This window comes from Seohaeicola nanhaiensis (assembly GCF_042654245.1).
GTDB classification, from domain to species: Bacteria; Pseudomonadota; Alphaproteobacteria; order Rhodobacterales; family Rhodobacteraceae; genus Seohaeicola_A; species Seohaeicola_A nanhaiensis.
Map to the genome: position 1 here is coordinate 221,531 of NZ_JBHSGI010000033.1, position 13,714 is coordinate 235,244.

General features: G+C 66.1%; 16 protein-coding genes. 6 read left to right on the forward strand and 10 right to left on the reverse strand.

Translation table 11 applies throughout. The features are described from left to right. Positions 1–2: 2 nt before the first annotated feature. Positions 3–1,022: a ribose-phosphate pyrophosphokinase gene (locus ACFO5X_RS22325; RefSeq protein WP_380721700.1), complete on the reverse strand. Its 1,020-nt coding sequence runs from the start codon at positions 1,020–1,022 to the stop codon at positions 3–5. A 104-nt stretch (positions 1,023–1,126) separates the two neighbouring features. On the opposite strand from ACFO5X_RS22325, the gene ACFO5X_RS22330 reads away from it, so the two are divergent. Beyond that, positions 1,127–1,729 (forward strand): 2-hydroxychromene-2-carboxylate isomerase, encoded by a 603-nt coding sequence (locus tag ACFO5X_RS22330; protein ID WP_380721703.1) that lies wholly within the window; start codon positions 1,127–1,129, stop codon positions 1,727–1,729. Then, entirely contained in the window at positions 1,726–2,547 is an 822-nt protein-coding gene (locus ACFO5X_RS22335) for an alpha/beta fold hydrolase (RefSeq protein ID WP_380721706.1), read from the forward strand. The genes ACFO5X_RS22330 and ACFO5X_RS22335 overlap by 4 nt, the downstream gene beginning before the upstream one ends. 4 nt (positions 2,548–2,551) lie before the next feature. Here the strand turns inward: ACFO5X_RS22335 and ACFO5X_RS22340 are convergent, their stop codons facing one another. The 8 genes from ACFO5X_RS22340 to ACFO5X_RS22375 all read right to left on the reverse strand — a co-directional run bounded on the left by ACFO5X_RS22340 (position 2,552) and on the right by ACFO5X_RS22375 (position 9,275). Then, complete coding sequence (locus ACFO5X_RS22340; protein WP_380721709.1) at positions 2,552–3,592, reverse strand: threonine aldolase family protein; 1,041 nt, start codon at positions 3,590–3,592, stop codon at positions 2,552–2,554. After that, complete coding sequence (locus ACFO5X_RS22345) at positions 3,592–4,062, reverse strand: YcgN family cysteine cluster protein (protein ID WP_380721712.1); 471 nt, start codon at positions 4,060–4,062, stop codon at positions 3,592–3,594. The genes ACFO5X_RS22340 and ACFO5X_RS22345 overlap by 1 nt, the downstream gene beginning before the upstream one ends. A gap of 39 nt (positions 4,063–4,101) precedes the next feature. Further along, positions 4,102–5,034 (reverse strand): bifunctional riboflavin kinase/FAD synthetase, encoded by a 933-nt coding sequence (locus tag ACFO5X_RS22350; protein ID WP_380721715.1) that lies wholly within the window; start codon positions 5,032–5,034, stop codon positions 4,102–4,104. A gap of 111 nt (positions 5,035–5,145) precedes the next feature. After that, on the reverse strand, positions 5,146–5,589 hold the full coding sequence (locus tag ACFO5X_RS22355; RefSeq protein WP_380721718.1) for a MaoC family dehydratase: 444 nt from the start codon (positions 5,587–5,589) through the stop codon (positions 5,146–5,148). 104 nt (positions 5,590–5,693) lie between these two features. Then, entirely contained in the window at positions 5,694–6,569 is an 876-nt protein-coding gene (locus ACFO5X_RS22360; RefSeq protein ID WP_380721722.1) for a TIGR01459 family HAD-type hydrolase, read from the reverse strand. 72 nt (positions 6,570–6,641) lie between these two features. Next, positions 6,642–7,043, reverse strand: coding sequence for a DUF1294 domain-containing protein (locus ACFO5X_RS22365; RefSeq protein ID WP_380721724.1), 402 nt, complete (start codon positions 7,041–7,043; stop codon positions 6,642–6,644). A gap of 64 nt (positions 7,044–7,107) precedes the next feature. Beyond that, complete coding sequence (locus tag ACFO5X_RS22370; protein WP_380721726.1) at positions 7,108–8,028, reverse strand: manganese-dependent inorganic pyrophosphatase; 921 nt, start codon at positions 8,026–8,028, stop codon at positions 7,108–7,110. A gap of 263 nt (positions 8,029–8,291) precedes the next feature. Next, positions 8,292–9,275: a TraB/GumN family protein gene (locus tag ACFO5X_RS22375; protein ID WP_380721728.1), complete on the reverse strand. Its 984-nt coding sequence runs from the start codon at positions 9,273–9,275 to the stop codon at positions 8,292–8,294. 107 nt (positions 9,276–9,382) lie between these two features. Here ACFO5X_RS22375 and ACFO5X_RS22380 point away from each other — a divergent pair, with 107 nt between their 5' ends. The 4 genes from ACFO5X_RS22380 to groL all read left to right on the forward strand — a co-directional run bounded on the left by ACFO5X_RS22380 (position 9,383) and on the right by groL (position 12,740). Then, entirely contained in the window at positions 9,383–10,060 is a 678-nt protein-coding gene (locus ACFO5X_RS22380) for a DUF2161 domain-containing phosphodiesterase (protein WP_380721730.1), read from the forward strand. A 62-nt stretch (positions 10,061–10,122) separates the two neighbouring features. Then, positions 10,123–10,509, forward strand: coding sequence for a hypothetical protein (locus ACFO5X_RS22385; RefSeq protein WP_380721732.1), 387 nt, complete (start codon positions 10,123–10,125; stop codon positions 10,507–10,509). Between the two features lie 240 nt (positions 10,510–10,749). Further along, on the forward strand, positions 10,750–11,037 hold the full coding sequence (locus tag ACFO5X_RS22390; protein WP_380721734.1) for a co-chaperone GroES: 288 nt from the start codon (positions 10,750–10,752) through the stop codon (positions 11,035–11,037). A 59-nt stretch (positions 11,038–11,096) separates the two neighbouring features. Continuing rightward, positions 11,097–12,740, forward strand: coding sequence for a chaperonin GroEL (gene groL / locus ACFO5X_RS22395; protein WP_380721736.1), 1,644 nt, complete (start codon positions 11,097–11,099; stop codon positions 12,738–12,740). 119 nt (positions 12,741–12,859) lie between these two features. Here groL and ACFO5X_RS22400 read toward each other — a convergent pair whose 3' ends face one another. Beyond that, the gene (locus ACFO5X_RS22400) at positions 12,860–13,672 is read right to left on the reverse strand and encodes a phosphatase PAP2 family protein (protein ID WP_380721738.1); all 813 of its coding nucleotides are present in this window, start codon (positions 13,670–13,672) and stop codon (positions 12,860–12,862) included. Positions 13,673–13,714: the final 42 nt, after the last annotated feature.

Sequence of the window (13,714 nt, forward strand, 5' to 3'; positions counted from 1 at the left end):
CCTCAGTCGGTGCCGTAGAGAGATTCGTAGATCGGGACGAGCGTGGCATCCTCGAACAGCGAGGAGACCGAAGTGCCGTTCCAGATGTTCAGGATCGCCTGCGCGAAGACCGGCGCAGTTGGCACGATGCGGATGTTGGAGGCGCCCTTGACGGCTTCGGTCGGCTGGATGGTGTCCGAGATCACCAGCGATTTCATCACCGAGTTCTGCACCCGTTCTACCGCCGGGCCGCTCATCACGCCGTGCGAGATATAGGAGTGCACCTCTTTCGCGCCGTTCTGCAACAGCACCTCGGCGGCCTTGCAGAGCGTTCCGGCCGTGTCGCAGATGTCGTCGACGATCAGGCAGATCTTGTCCTGGACGTTGCCGATCACCGTCATTTCGGCGATTTCGCCCGGTTTCTCGCGCCGCTTGTCGACAATGGCGAGGGGGGCGTTGACACGCTTGGCCAGTTCGCGCGCCCGCGCCACGCCGCCCACGTCGGGCGAGATGATGGTCAGTTCGCTCAACTGGCTCTTGAAATGCGTGCGGATGTCCAGCGCGAAGATCGGCGAGGCATAGAGGTTGTCGACCGGGATATCGAAGAACCCCTGAATCTGCGCGGCGTGCAGGTCCATCGTCAGGATCCGCTCGATGCCGGCGCCGACCATCATGTTGGCGACCAGCTTGGCGCTGATCGGGGTGCGGGCCTTGGTGCGGCGGTCCTGGCGGGCATAGCCGAAATAGGGGATCACCGCAGTGATCCGCGCGGCCGAAGAGCGGCGCAGCGCGTCGGCGATGATCAGCAGCTCCATCAGGTTGTCGTTGGCCGGGTTCGAGGTCGGCTGGATGATGAACATGTCCTCGCCGCGGACGTTCTCGAAGACCTCGACAAAAATCTCGCCGTCGTTGAACCGTTCGACCCTCGCTTCGACCAGACCGGTGTGGGTGCCGCGGTGCATGGTCATCCGCCGCGCGATCGCTTTCGCCAATGGCAGGTTGGCATTCCCAGCGATCAGCTTGGGTTCGGTCACTATTGGCATGTCTGGGGTTCCCGTAGCAGCGGTAACGGAGAGATTCGTGTTATTGACACCGCTTAACATGGCCTTACCGTCAGGCAAAGATTGCCACAGGGAGAAACTTGCGCATGGCCGATATTGACTATTTCTTTGCCACGGTGTCGCCCTGGACCTATCTGGCCGGGACCCGGCTGGAACAGATCGCGGCGCGGCATGGCAAGACCATTGCCTACAAGCCGGTCGACCTGCTGGCCGTCTTCGCGCGTACCGGGGGCGTGGCGCCCAAGGACCGGCATCCGTCGCGCATGGAATATCGCGCGCAAGAGCTGACGCGGCAATCGGCGAAGCTGAAGATGCCGTTGAACCTGAAGCCCCGGCACTGGCCCACGAATGTGGCGCCTTCGGCCTATGCGGTGATCGCGGTGGCCCAGGCGGGCGGCGATGTGGGCCCACTGGTGCATGCCTTCACCCGCGCCGTCTGGGCGGAGGAGCGCGAGATCGCGGACCCCGAGGTGATTGCGGCGATAGTGAGCGACTGCGGCTTCGATCCGGCCGTGGCAGACAAGGGGATGCTGTCGGCGGCCGAGACCTATGCCGCCAATACCGAGGAAGCGGCGGCGCGCGGGGCCTTTGGTGCGCCCTTCTATATCGTCAACGCGGATGACGCGCGGTTCTGGGGGCAGGACCGGCTGGACGATCTGGACGCCCACCTCGGCTCGGGCGCGGCGTGAACCGGCCCGAGAGGATCGCCCAGCCGCTGAACTGTCGCAGCTTCGGGACCGGGCCGCGTCAGGTGCTGGCGCTGCATTGCACCATGGCGCATTCCGGCGCCTGGCGCGGGCTGGCCGAGGTGATGGACGGTGAGGTGACGATTCACGCCACCGACATGCTGAACCACGGGAAAAGCCCGGATTGGGACGGCAAGGGTGACTTTCAGCAATGCGTTCTGGAAGGGGCGGCGGCACATCTGAGCGGGCGGATGGACGTCATCGGCCATTCCTTCGGCGCGACGGTTGCGCTGCGGATGGCGGTCGAGCTTCCGGAGCTGGTGCGCAGCGTCACCCTGATCGAGCCGGTCTATTTTGCATTCGTGAAGGACAGCCACCCCGAGAAGCTGGCGCAGGAACAGGCTGGGTCGGCGGCGTTCTACACCGCGCTGGCAGAGGGCGATCCGCTGCGGGCGGCGCGTCTGTTCAACGCCGGCTGGGGGAACGAGGGCGGGCCGTCCTTCGACCAGCTGCCCGAGGCGAGCCAGCTGTCGATGGCGCGGGGCGTGCAGATCGTGCCGGCCTGCGCGCCCGCGATCATCGGTGACTGCCACGAGATTTTGCGCCCCGGCGTGCTGGATCGCGTCGCGATGCCGGCGCTGCTGATCCGGGGAAGTGCGACGACGCCGATCATCGGGCTGACCAACGACGCCATCGGCGCCCGCCTGCCGGATGCGCGCAACGTTGTGGTCGAGGGGGCAGGGCACATGGTGCCGCTGACCCATCCGACGGCGGTTGCGGGGCTGCTGCGCGAGCTCTTCGCGCGCGCGCCGGCGGAGTGAACCGTCAGCCGCGCACCAGCTCCAGGAATCGGTCGATATTCGCCTCGGTCGCCGACCAGTCGCATACCAGGCGGCAGCCGACCGCTTCGTCGTCGGCACCGTCGAGCGTGCCATCCCAGAGGTAATAGCGCGCCCCGGCCTCGTGCAGGCGGCGGTGCGCGGCGCGGGGGAAGGTGGCGAAGATCATGTTGGCCTGCGGTTCGTGCAGGAACCCGGCGCCCGCGGCGCGCAGGCCGTCGGCGAGACGGGTGCAGGCGGCATTGGCCCTGCGGGCGGCGTCGAGCCAGACATTGCCGGTCAGATAGCCCGCCATTTGCGCCGAAAGATAGCGGTGCTTGGAGAAGAGATGCGCCCCGCGCTTGCGGCGCAGCTCGAACTCCTGCGCGCGGGCCGGGTCGAAGAAGACCACCGCCTCGACCCCCATGCAGCCGTTCTTGGTGCCGCCGAACGAGACGGCATCGACGCCCAGCTTCCAGGTCATCTCGGCCGGGGTGCAGCCGAGCGCGACCAAAGCGTTGGCAAAGCGCGCGCCGTCGAGATGGACGGGCAGGCCGAAGTCCTTTGCCACGGCGGTCAGGGCGGAGAGTTCGTCGAGCGAGTAGACGCCGCCGCGTTCCGTCACCTGCGTGATCGAGACCGGCCCGCGCACGGGGCCGTGCACGCCCCGCGTCTCTTCCTTGGCGATGGTGGCGCGCAGGGAGTCGGGGGTCATCCTGTCACCGCCCGGCACCAGCGTCAGCTTGGCGCCGCCGCTGTAGAATTCGGGCGCGTTGCACTCATCCTCGTGGATATGCGCGACCGGCGAGCAGAAGACGGTGCCATAGGGCGGCACCAGCGTGGCCAGCGCCAGCGAATTGGCCGCGGTGCCGGTGGAGACCAGATAGACAGCCGCCTCGGGCGCCTCGAAGATCTCGCGCACCCGGGCGCGGACCTGCTCCATGATCGGATCGGCGCCGTAGGGCATGGCATAGCCGGTGTTGGCGTCGGCCAGCGCGGTCATGACCTCGGGCAGGACCGGGCCGGAGTTGTCGGAGGCGAAATACATCAGAGCGGTTCCTCGATCAGGTGGTCTTCCCAGTCTTCCTCGGGCACTTCGAATTCGGGCAGGGTGCGGTCGCGCATCGAGACGCCGGCGTGATGCACCGTCTCGGCCCGCCCGGAAATCAGCGGGTGCCAGTCGTAGAGCGGGCGGTCTTCGTGGACCAGCCGATAGGCGCAGGTCTGCGGCAGCCAGTAGAGATGTTCCTCGATGGTCGAGGGGCGCAGCACGATGCATTCGGGCACGAACTGGTGCCGGATCGGGTATTGTGCGCAGAGGCAGGTTTCGTCGTCGAACAGGCGGCAGGCGATGCGGGTCAGGACGACGATGCCCGTATCCTCGTCCTCCAGCTTGTTCATGCAGCATTTGCCGCAGCCGTCGCAGAGCGCCTCCCATTCCCCTTTGGTCATGGCCTCCATCGGGATGTTTTCCCAGAAGCGTGGGCGCAGGCCCTTGCGGTGGAACCGGTCAGTCATGGGGCGGACACTACAGCGCGAGGCGGGAAAGGAAAGGGGTCAGAGGGCGTTCAGGATGTCGCGGGCGCGGTCGCAGTCGGCCCCCATCTGGGCGATCAAAGCATCGAGGCTGTCGAATTTCTCTTCGCCGCGCAGGTAGTCGACCAACGCGATGGACAGGGTCGCGCCATAGAGGTCGCCGGAAAAGTCGAAGAGGAAGGTTTCGAGGTTCGGAACCTCGCCGTTGAACATCGGCCGCACGCCCAGGCTGGCCGCGCCGTGGTAGCGGCCCTTGTGCGGCCCGTCGAGAACGTCGGCCAGCACGGCATAGACGCCGAAGGCCGGCAGATGCAGCCCGGACAGGGACATGTTGGCGGTGGGATAGCCCAGATCGCGGCCGCGCTGTTCGCCGCCGATCACCACGCCTTCGATGCGGTGCCAATGGCCCAGCATCGCGGCCGCATCGCGCGGACGGCCCTCGGCCAGCGCCTTGCGGATTGCGGTGGACGACACGGTCGTGGCGCTTTCCTCGAGCAGCGGCGCGATGGTGACGCCAAAGCCCATCTCTTGCCCGAAGCGGATCAGGTCGTCGGTGGTGCCGGCGCGGCCCTTGCCAAAGCAGAAATCGGCGCCCACGACGACGTGCGCGAGGCCGAGGCCCTGCACGATGACCTTCCGCGCGAAATCTTCCGGGCTGAGCGAGGAGAGCGCGGCGTTGAAGTTCAGTTCGTACAGCACGTCGACGCCCAGTTTCTCGAGCTGGTGACGGCGCGCTTCGCGGCTCATCAGGCGGAAGGGCGGGGCCTTGGGGGCGAAGAATTCGCGCGGGTGGGGCTCGAAGGTCAGCACCCCCAGCGGCGCGTCGGGCGCGGCCTGGCGCGCAAGCGCGATCACCGACTGGTGGCCAAGGTGCACACCGTCGAAATTGCCGATGGCGACGCTGGCGCCGCGCTCTTCTGGCTTGACGAATTGATAGTCCCGGACGATCCGCATGGCGCCTGCCTAGCGCCACAACGTGGGGTGTGCAAGTGGGGCTGCGCCGGGGACGTGAAGCGGGCGGGCGGCGCGGAATTTCTGCCGAAAATCCGCGCTCTGCGGCGGTTCCTAGTCGAACTTGCGGCTGGGCGCCATGACGGTGGCTTCGCCGATCAGGACCTTCTTGCCCTCGACAGAGCAATGGCAATCGAGCTGCACGCGGCGCTTGGCCATGTCTATGCCGATCACCTTGACCTCGGCATAAACCATGTCGCCGGGGCGCACGGGGGCGAGGAACTTCAGCGTCTGGCCCATGTAGACCGTGCCATGCCCCGGAAGCTGTTCACCGATCACCGCCGAGATCAGCCCGGCGGTGAGCATTCCGTGGGCGATACGCCCTTCGAAGATCGTGTCGCGGGCATAGTCGTCGTCCAGATGAACCGGGTTCCGGTCGGTCGAGACCTGGGCGAACATTTCGATATCCTCGTCGGTCACAACCTTTCGCAGGTGGCGGGACATGCCCATCTCGATATCTTCGATACAGATCGTTCCGCGCGGCAGATTGTCCAACATGGCACCCTCGTTCCGAAATCGGCCGGGAAAGAATCTATCCGTATATCCCGGCGGTTCGGCAACTTTATTACTTCGCAGTCGCAGAAAGGCAAGCCCCAATCGGTCTAGCGGAGGAAACCGATCGTATAGGTCGGAGTGACCATTTCCCTCTGCAGATAGGCCTCAAGCGCTGCCGGGTCGGGCTGGTGAGTTGTCTTTGTCTCTTCCGCAGCCAGTCCGCCCGAGATGAGCAAAGAGTCGATATCCTCGCCCATGGCCCCGTCGATGTCGGTGTGCACCCCGTCGCCGATGGCGAGGATTCGCGAGTCGGGGCAGAGCTTGCCGATTTCGCTCAGGCGGCGGCGGGCAAGGTCGTAGATCGGCGGATGGGGTTTGCCGAAGTAGAGGCTTTCTCCGCCCATCTCGGTATAGAGCCGCGCCAGCGCGCCGGCGCACCATTCCCGCACGCCGCCGCGGTCGACCACGATGTCGGGGTTGGCGCAGAGCAGTTTCAGCCCTTTCTGCTTGGCATAGAGGAAAACCGGACGGTTCACCTCGGGGTCGGCCTGCGGATCGTCGGGGCCGAGACAGGCGATGCCCTCGGCCTGTTCGAGCGGCACAATCTCGATGGCGACCGGGTTCTCGACCACGTGGGGCGGTGTGAAGAAGCCGTTGTCGGTGGCCTGGTTGCCCATGAACAGCACCTTGCTGCCGATGGCGCCCTGGAACATCGCGACCCGAGCGCTGTCGCCCGAGGTGGCGATGGTGTCATAGGCGTCTTCGGGTACGCCGAAGCCGGCGATCTGGCGCCTTACGTCCGCACGCGGACGGGGCGCGTTGGTCAGCAGGACCACCGTCCCGCCGCGGGCGCGGAAGGCCTGCAGAGCGGCGACCGCCTCGGGGTAGGCCCTCACACCGTCATGCACACAGCCCCAGAGGTCGACGAAGGCGGCGTCGTAGCGGTCGGAGATATCGGAGAGGGCGGCGATGATCTGGGTCATGTGGTGGCTTTCCCGTTAGGTGTCGGCGCCAGATGTATTCCGGATCGGGGCGGAAGCCCAGAAGCGGGGTGATCAGGGCTGTCGGGCCTTCTGGAAAAAGCGTCGCGCGGGTTGTGTGACGGGTTCTGCTGTTTGCCGGTGAACAACCAGCGAGGTTACAGCCGTTGCAAGGACACCCGGTGTTGCGCGCAACGCTTGGAATGTCGCCGGGACCATGAGCATCAGCCAGAGAATGGTCACCCATGTGATCGGGACAAAATTGAGGAACGCGGCGAAGGGTTGCTTGCGCGTCTTGTGGCGGAACCGGCGCTGGGCGAGTTTTGCGCCGAACCAGCCGCCGGCGAGGGCGAGGGTCAATAGCCGCGTCTCTGGGATGCGCCACTCGCCGGCCATGGCGCGGCGCTTGTCGGCCCGGAAAGCGAGCCATGCGACGGTGTTGATGAAAATCAGCCAGATCGGAATTGCAATCGTCATGCCCGCACCCGGACATGAAAAAGGCGGCGCCGGTTGGGCGCCGCCGTGAAGCTCTTGGGGCAGATCAGAGCGCGAGCGCCGGGATGATCTGCTTCTTGCGGCTCATGATGCCGGGCAGGACGACGGTGTCGCCGCCGACGGTGGCGCCAAAGCTCTTTTCCGCGATGGTCTTGACCAGATCGTTGGGGACCAGCAGCGTGGCTTCCTCGTTCAGGATGTCGACCACGAAGAGCAGGACCTGGTCGGCACCGTCTTCGGCGGCGACGGCGGGCATGGCGGCCATCAGCGCCGCCTTGCGGTCGAGCACGGTTTTCGGCGAGGTGGTTTCCAGCACCGAGACGCGGAACTGCTTGCCGCCGACCTCGTATTCCTTGGAATCCATCCGCAGCAGTTCGGCTTCGGAGAAGTCGGACACGTCGGATTTGGCGGCGAACATCTCGGCGGCGTAGTCGGCGACGTTCACACCCAGCTCGGCGGCCAGCGCCACGGCGATGGCCTTGTCATGGTCGGTGGTGGTGGGCGAGCGGAATTCCAGCGTGTCCGAGAGGATGCAGGTCAGCATCGCGCCCTTCACGGCCTTCGGCATCTTCGCCATGTCGGCGCCGATCAGGTCGTGCATGATGGTGGCGGTGCAGGCCAGCGGGCGGACGGTGATGTCGATGGGGCCCTTGGTTTCCAGTCCGCCGACCAGCTTGTGGTGGTCGATGATGGCCTGGATATCGGCGGCGTTGATGTTGTCTGGCAGCTCGGCCGGGTTGTTGGTGTCGACGATCACGACCGGCGTGCCGGCCTCGACGCCGGGGATGATGGCGGGCTTGGGGAGATCCCAGCGGGTCAGCATGAAGGCGGCTTCGGTGTTCGGCTCGCCCAGCAGTTTGGGTTCGGCCGGGGTGCCCTTCACCTCGGAGAGATACCAGGCCCAGATGATGGGCGAGCCGGTCGAGTCGGTGTCGGGGGATTTGTGGCCGAAGACTTGGATGGTCATTGGATGCGTCCTGTATCGCGGGAGGAAGATTTGGCCGGCGTTATAAGAGCGTGGGTCGGCGATGTCACGAGGGCGCGGCGCGGGCGGGCTGCGACCGAAAATCAGGGGCTGAAAATGGCCTGTTTCGGAGCGTCCCAGCTAGGACGCTATCCAACACTTTGATTTTGAATGAAAATTTTGAAGTGACGTTTTTTGACCCTCTTCGGGCCGGGAAAAACATACCAGTTGGGGGCGGCTGGAAGCGGCCGACCGGGCCTGCGCGATCAGAAGGGTGCGCGTTCGAGTGTGTAGCCGGCGCGGGCGAGCAGGTTCAGCACGCCGGCGCGGCCAGGCAGGTGGGCGGCGCCGACAGCGACGACCAGCGAATTGCCCGGGGTGCCCAGAATGCGCGGCACCCAGGCCTGGTTGCGGCTGTCGAGAATGTCGGCGGTGTAGTTGGACCAGAGCCGCTGCCGGTCGCGCGGGGCACCCGGAGCGTTGGCCAGGAACTGCCATTTCTCCAGCACCATGCCCGAACCCATCCGCTCGTCGAAATAGGCTTCGCGCAGGGTGACGAAGGTGTGGTCGTTGCCGGTGGAGGAGGTGAGATCGTATTCCAGCATCTTCGCCTGATCGGCCAGCGACCGGCGCGACAGGACCGTGATCGCCGAAGCCACCGTCTCCAGCGAGCCAAGCGGCACGCCGGCGCGGATGGCGACGGACTCGATGCGGTTGTCGAGCCCGTTCTGCGGTCGGAAGCCGCGCGGGCCGCAGAAGGATTCGGCCAGCAGCACCGAGAGGAACCAGGGCTGGATGCGGGCGACGCGGCGGGGGTCGAGGTTCATCGCCAGCGCGGCGCGGCTGAGCAGCTCCCACCCGCGTTCCGACATCACCTCGGTCAGGCCCGGGCCCTTGCGGATCACGAAGAGGTTGATGTTCTCTTCGGGGGTTTCCCAGAACCTGCGCCCCTCGGGGCCGGTGACTTCGAGCAGCACGGCGTCGGCCGAGCGGATGACCGGGGTGAGGCGGCGCATCACGCCGTTCAGGCGGCTGTCGTTCACATGCATGGTGCCGACGATATGGATCGTGCGCGCGCCCTTGCGGGCGATCCAGTGGTTGCCCTCGCCGTAGGGGATCTGCGCCAGTTCCCGGGTCAGCGCGGCGCTCTGGTTCGCGTCGAGATGATCGCGCAGGTCGGCGCCCTGGCAGCGGGCCTGCGCCTGGAGGGCCAGCAGGCTGAACAGCAGGGCGGCGAGTAGTCGGATCATGAAGGGTGTCCTGCTGGTGGTGGTGGCAAGGCTACAGGCAGGGCCGGGCGGCCACAAGGGACCGGCGGGACACTGGCGGGGATGTGAGCGGTTTGCTATCGAAACGCATGGAAATTTCCTCTGAAAGCGCACTCTATGCCCCGATCAAGGCGCTGTTCGAGCGGCAGGGCTATGCCGTCAAGGGCGAGGTGGGGGCGGTGGATGTGGTGGCGCGGCGGGGCGACGAGCCGGTGGTCATCGTCGAACTGAAGGTGCGGTTCTCGCTGTCGCTGTTCCATCAGGCGGTTGCGCGGCTGGCGCTGAGCGATCTGGTCTATCTCGGGGTGCCGCGGCCCACGGGGCGCAGTGCGAAGCGGGCGCTGCGGGACAACCTCGCGCTGTGCCGGCGGCTGGGTCTGGGGCTGATCTGTGTCGATGCGCGGGGGCGCGCCGAGGTGCTGTGCGATCCCGGCCCCTATGCGCCGCGCAAGTCGAAGGCGCGGCAGGCGCGGCTGCTGCGCGAGTTCGACCGGCTGCGGGGCGATCCGAACGACGGCGGGGCGACGCGGCACGGGATCGTCACGGGCTATCGGCAGGACGCGCTGGCCTGTGCGCTGCATCTCGCGGGGCAGGGGCCGTGCAAGGGGTCGGTGGTGGCGCAGGCCACGGGGGTGAAGGCGGCGACGCGGCTGATGGCGGACAACCACTATGGCTGGTTCGAGCGGGTTTCCATCGGCATCTACGGGCTGACCGAGGCGGGTCGGTGGGGCTTGGCCGACTGGGACGGCTCGCTGCCGGAGGCGTGAGGGAACGGCGGCCGGCCGGGGAGGGTTTTCGTTCTGACGGAACGCATGGAAAGGACATCAGGATGAAGACGGCTTTTCTGGCAGGGCTTGGAGTGTTGTCTATGGCCGCCTGCGATGTGGGGGCGGGCGATCCCGCCACGATTCCCGAGGGGATGCAGGGGCGCTGGGGCCTCGTGGCGGCGGATTGCGAGCCCGGGCGCGACGATGCCAAGGGGCTGATGACGGTGGGCGCGACGACGCTGGCCTTCTATGAATCGCGGGCGGCGCTGGGCGCGGTCGAGGACCGGGGCGCGGATCGCATCACCGCCGATTTCGCCTTCAGTGGCGAGGGGCAGACCTGGAGCCGGACCATCGCGCTGCGTCTGACGGAGGGCGGCGCGCGGCTGGTGCGCGAGGACGCGGGCAACGACCCCGAGGCGCTGAAGGTCACCTATCTCAGATGTCCTTGAGGCAAGCCGGCCGGCGGGTTGAACCGGCGGCGCGGAATGCATAGGTAAACCAATGAGCCATGCACGGCCGGCGCCGGTGCGCGGGCCTTTGCGATCAATCCGAAAAATCCGATGAATCCCGTTGACTCGCGGCGCGGCTGTTCCTAACTAGGCCCCGTTAGCACTCACCGCCTGTGAGTGCTAATGCCCCGCGAAACGGGGCACAGAGATACAAACGTTGAGCGTTGAGGAGCTGCAAAGATGGCATTCACCCCACTTCATGACCGCGTGCTGGTTCGCCGCGTCCAGGGCGACGAGAAAACCAAGGGCGGTCTGATCATCCCCGACAGCGCCAAGGAAAAGCCGAGCGAAGGCGAAGTCGTCGCCTGCGGCGAAGGTGCCCGGAAGGATTCGGGCGAGCTGATCGCGATGGCCGTCAAGGCCGGCGACCGCATCCTGTTCGGCAAATGGTCGGGCACCGAGGTCACGATCGACGGCGAAGAGCTGCTGATCATGAAGGAAAGCGACATCATGGGGAAAATGTCCTGAGGCCACCGGCCCGGACGTAACCCCGATTTCTGACGACATTCCCCAGAGGAGAATTCAAAATGGCTGCTAAGGACGTCAAGTTCGATACCGATGCCCGCAACCGCATGCTGCGCGGCGTGAACATTCTTGCCGATGCCGTGAAAGTCACCCTCGGCCCGAAAGGCCGGAACGTGGTGCTCGACAAATCCTTCGGCGCGCCCCGCATCACCAAGGACGGTGTGTCGGTCGCCAAGGAGATCGAACTGGAAGACAAGTTCGAGAACATGGGCGCGCAGATGGTGAAGGAAGTTGCTTCCCGCACCAATGACGAGGCCGGCGACGGCACCACCACCGCGACGGTTCTGGCCCAGGCCATCGTCAAGGAAGGCATGAAGTCGGTCGCAGCGGGCATGAACCCGATGGACCTGAAGCGCGGCATCGACCTGGCCACCACCACCGTCGTGGAAGCCATCAAGAACGCTGCCCGCGACGTGACCGACAGCGACGAAGTCGCGCAGGTCGGCACCATCTCGGCCAACGGCGAAGCCCAGATCGGCCGCTTCATAGCAGACGCGATGCAGAAGGTCGGCAACGAGGGTGTCATCACCGTCGAAGAGAACAAGGGCCTGGAGACCGAAGTCGAGGTCGTCGAAGGCATGCAGTTCGACCGTGGCTACCTGTCGCCCTACTTCGTCACCAACGCCGACAAGATGACCGCAGAGCTGGACGACTGTCTGATCCTGCTGCACGAGAAGAAACTCTCGTCGCTGCAGCCGATGGTCCCGCTGCTCGAGCAGGTGATCCAGTCGCAGAAGCCGCTGCTGATCGTAGCCGAGGACGTCGAGGGCGAAGCGCTTGCAACCCTCGTGGTCAACAAGCTGCGTGGCGGCCTGAAGATCGCCGCCGTCAAGGCGCCGGGCTTCGGCGATCGCCGCAAGGCCATGCTGCAGGACATCGCAATCCTGACCGGTGGTCAGGTGATCTCGGAAGACCTGGGCATGAAGCTCGAGAACGTCGGCATGGACATGCTGGGCCGCGCCAAGAAGGTGCAGATCAACAAGGACAACACCACCATCGTCGATGGCAATGGTGAGAAGGCCGAGATCGAAGCCCGCGTCTCGCAAATCCGTCAGCAGATCGAGGAAACCACCTCGGACTACGACCGTGAGAAGCTGCAGGAACGTGTTGCCAAGCTGGCCGGCGGCGTTGCCGTCATCAAGGTCGGCGGCATGACCGAAGTCGAGGTGAAAGAGCGCAAGGACCGCGTCGATGACGCGCTGAACGCCACCCGCGCGGCCGTGCAGGAAGGCATCGTCGTCGGCGGCGGCGTCGCCCTCGTGCAGGCTGCCAAGAAGCTCGAAGGCCTGACGGGCGACAACAACGACCAGAACGTCGGTATCTCGATCGTTCGCCGCGCGCTGGAAGCGCCGCTGCGCCAGATCGCCGAGAACGCCGGTGTTGACGGTTCCGTGGTTGCCGGCAAGGTCCGCGAAAGCGACGATCCGAAGTTCGGCTTCAACGCCCAGACCGAAGAGTATGGCGACATGTTCAAGTTCGGCGTCATCGACCCGGCCAAGGTCGTGCGCACCGCGCTGCAGGACGCCGCCTCGATCGCCGGTCTGCTGATCACCACCGAAGCCATGGTGGCTGACAAGCCTGCCAAGGAAGGTGCCGGCGCCGGTGGCGGTATGCCCGACATGGGCGGCATGGGCGGCATGATGTAAGCATCCGCCCGGATGCAGGATTGACGGAGGGGCCGCGGTTTCGCGGCCCCTTTGCTTTTGCGGGGTGGCGTTGTCCTGCAAAGAAAATGTCCGAAATCCTTGCAGGATTTCGGTGCCGCTCAGACGCTGTCGCGCGCTTCGGCGTCAATCCCGCCGCGCCGTTCGAGCCAGTGGGCGACCAGGGAGACCAGCAGCGCCCAGGCGGCCCCGAGCGACCAGCCGGCCAGCACGTCCGAGGGCCAGTGCACCCCGAGGTAGACCCGGCTGATGCCGACCAGCACCGAGACGATGGCCGCCAGCGCGATCACGAAGACCCGCAGACGCCAGCTTTCCTCGACCCTTGTCAGCATCACGGCGAGGGTCAAGTAGGTGACCGCGGCCATCATCGAATGGCCCGAGGGGAAGGAGGCGGTGGAGACGTCTACGCCATGCGGCACGAGGTCGGGGCGCGGGCGCGAGAAGCCGAGCTTGGCGAGGCTGGTCACCGCGACCCCGCCGAAGACGGCGACGGTGAGGAACAGGGCCGAGGCGCGGCGGCCGCGCAGCAGCAGATAGGCGACGACCGAGGCCGAGATCAGGGCGAGAACCGTGGTGCCGCCAAGCGCTGTGAGGTCGCGCATCGCCATTTCGACCGCCGGCCCGCCGATGGGATCGGCCGGATTGCCGGGCGTGCGCAGGGCGGTGAGAACCAGGTTGTCGAAGGCGTGAAGATCGCCCTCCATCATCTCGGAGGCGAGCCCGCCGAAGGCCCAGAGCGCTCCGGCGAGGGCGAGGAAGGCGATCAGCGTCACCGCCTCGACCCGGCCGGACAGTTTGCGCAGGAGGTGGCCGAGTCTGGTGTTGGTGGGAAACATGCCGGGCTTTCTGATCTTGCAGTGCCGGGGCCAACGCGCGAAGGGGCGCACCGGCTCCGGCTTATCGGGTCGGATCATGGCGCAATCCCATGGGCGATGCGAGGAGGTTGCGCGCGGCAT

Bases quoted from the DNA above. Each gene is read 5' to 3' on its own strand.
- ACFO5X_RS22400 (WP_380721738.1), bottom strand. From the start codon at position 13,672: ATGATCCGACCCGATAAGCCGGAGCCGGTGCGCCCCTTCGCGCGTTGG.
- ACFO5X_RS22330 (WP_380721703.1), top strand. From the start codon at position 1,127: ATGGCCGATATTGACTATTTCTTTGCCACGGTGTCGCCCTGGACCTAT.
- ACFO5X_RS22350 (WP_380721715.1), bottom strand. From the start codon at position 5,034: ATGCGGATCGTCCGGGACTATCAATTCGTCAAGCCAGAAGAGCGCGGC.
- ACFO5X_RS22370 (WP_380721726.1), bottom strand. From the start codon at position 8,028: ATGACCATCCAAGTCTTCGGCCACAAATCCCCCGACACCGACTCGACC.
- ACFO5X_RS22380 (WP_380721730.1), top strand. From the start codon at position 9,383: ATGGAAATTTCCTCTGAAAGCGCACTCTATGCCCCGATCAAGGCGCTG.
- ACFO5X_RS22365 (WP_380721724.1), bottom strand. From the start codon at position 7,043: ATGACGATTGCAATTCCGATCTGGCTGATTTTCATCAACACCGTCGCA.
- ACFO5X_RS22345 (WP_380721712.1), bottom strand. From the start codon at position 4,062: ATGACTGACCGGTTCCACCGCAAGGGCCTGCGCCCACGCTTCTGGGAA.
- ACFO5X_RS22360 (WP_380721722.1), bottom strand. From the start codon at position 6,569: ATGACCCAGATCATCGCCGCCCTCTCCGATATCTCCGACCGCTACGAC.
- ACFO5X_RS22390 (WP_380721734.1), top strand. From the start codon at position 10,750: ATGGCATTCACCCCACTTCATGACCGCGTGCTGGTTCGCCGCGTCCAG.
- ACFO5X_RS22340 (WP_380721709.1), bottom strand. From the start codon at position 3,592: ATGTATTTCGCCTCCGACAACTCCGGCCCGGTCCTGCCCGAGGTCATG.
- ACFO5X_RS22375 (WP_380721728.1), bottom strand. From the start codon at position 9,275: ATGATCCGACTACTCGCCGCCCTGCTGTTCAGCCTGCTGGCCCTCCAG.
- ACFO5X_RS22325 (WP_380721700.1), bottom strand. From the start codon at position 1,022: ATGCCAATAGTGACCGAACCCAAGCTGATCGCTGGGAATGCCAACCTG.
- ACFO5X_RS22355 (WP_380721718.1), bottom strand. From the start codon at position 5,589: ATGTTGGACAATCTGCCGCGCGGAACGATCTGTATCGAAGATATCGAG.
- groL (WP_380721736.1), top strand. From the start codon at position 11,097: ATGGCTGCTAAGGACGTCAAGTTCGATACCGATGCCCGCAACCGCATG.
- ACFO5X_RS22385 (WP_380721732.1), top strand. From the start codon at position 10,123: ATGAAGACGGCTTTTCTGGCAGGGCTTGGAGTGTTGTCTATGGCCGCC.